The sequence below is a fragment of the Acidovorax sp. LjRoot204 genome, assembly GCF_056175785.1.
On sequence record NZ_JBGFFF010000362.1, the window covers coordinates 1 to 1165 of the forward strand.

General features: G+C 58.3%; 1 pseudogene. It reads left to right on the top strand.

Features of this window, described 5'->3' with window-relative positions:
- Positions 1–196 precede the first annotated feature (196 nt).
- Positions 197–1165 (top strand): annotated as a pseudogene (locus AC04MI_RS25395) (TrlF family AAA-like ATPase); the annotation flags it as partial.

The following is a 1165-nucleotide window of genomic DNA, read 5'->3' on the forward strand; positions in this document are numbered from 1 at the left end:
GGTAAACACTATCATCCTAGATATGCCCCCAAATCGGCAATTCTTCGGAAGCTACTCGTCTTGAAGGTATAGGAGGCTCAGCGCCCTCCGCACAGAGGGCGGATCTGTCGGCCCATGAAGCTGGTTGAAAATGGACGAACTTAGGAACAGGCTATAAGAGCAAGGACTTTGCAGCCTGCGGCAAGGGGAGCTATACATGGAGCGCGGTTCCGAATGGAGGCGTTGGGAGCCTCACGTGCACGCACCGGGCACGGTGTTGAACGACCAGTTCGGCCCCAACGCTTGGGACGACTACCTAAGGCGTCTGGAAGACGCCAGCCCTGCGATTCAAGCGCTGGGCGTGACGGATTACTACCTGCTGGACAGCTACGAAGCCGTGCTGTTCCACCGTTCGAAAGGTCGCCTGCAGAACATCGGTCTCGTGTTTCCAAACATCGAAGTGCGTTTGGACGTAGCGGCCAAGACCGGGTTCGTCAACGCTCATTTGCTAGTCAATCCCACCTCATCCGACCACCTCGAAGAGATTAAGCGCTTCTTGGGCCGACTGGACTTCGCGGCCTATGGAGATCGCTTTAACTGCAGTCGGGATGACCTGATACGCCTTGGGCGGCGTGCCGAGCCCTCCCTTGTCGACGAAAACGCGGCCCTCCGCCACGGCGTGACTCAGGTGAAAGTTAGCTTCGATAGGCTTAAGCAGGCCTACAAGGACAGCGACTGGGCCCAACAAAATATTCTGATCGCCGTGGCCGGCGCCTCAGGCGATGGAACCAGTGGCCTCAATCAAGCGTCTGACAAAACCATACGTCGCGAAATCGAAAAGTTCGCCCACATCATATTCTCGAGCAGCCCCGCCCAACGCGAGTTCTGGCTGGGTCAAAGGGCCGTTGGTAAAGACGAGATCATCGCTACCTACGGGGCTTGCAAGCCGTGCCTCCACGGCAGCGATGCCCACGCCCTCAACGACGTGGGCCAGCCCGCGGGTAGCCGCTACTCCTGGATAAAAGGGGCGTCAGATTTCGATGCCCTTCGCCAGGCTTGTATAAACCCCGATGGCCGAGCTTACGTGGGCGAAGAGCCGCCCCGCTCTGCCATGCCGTCCCATGTCATCTCCCATGTCAGCATCAAGGGCACGGAGTGCTTCCAGACTCCCGAGATTCCCTTAAAC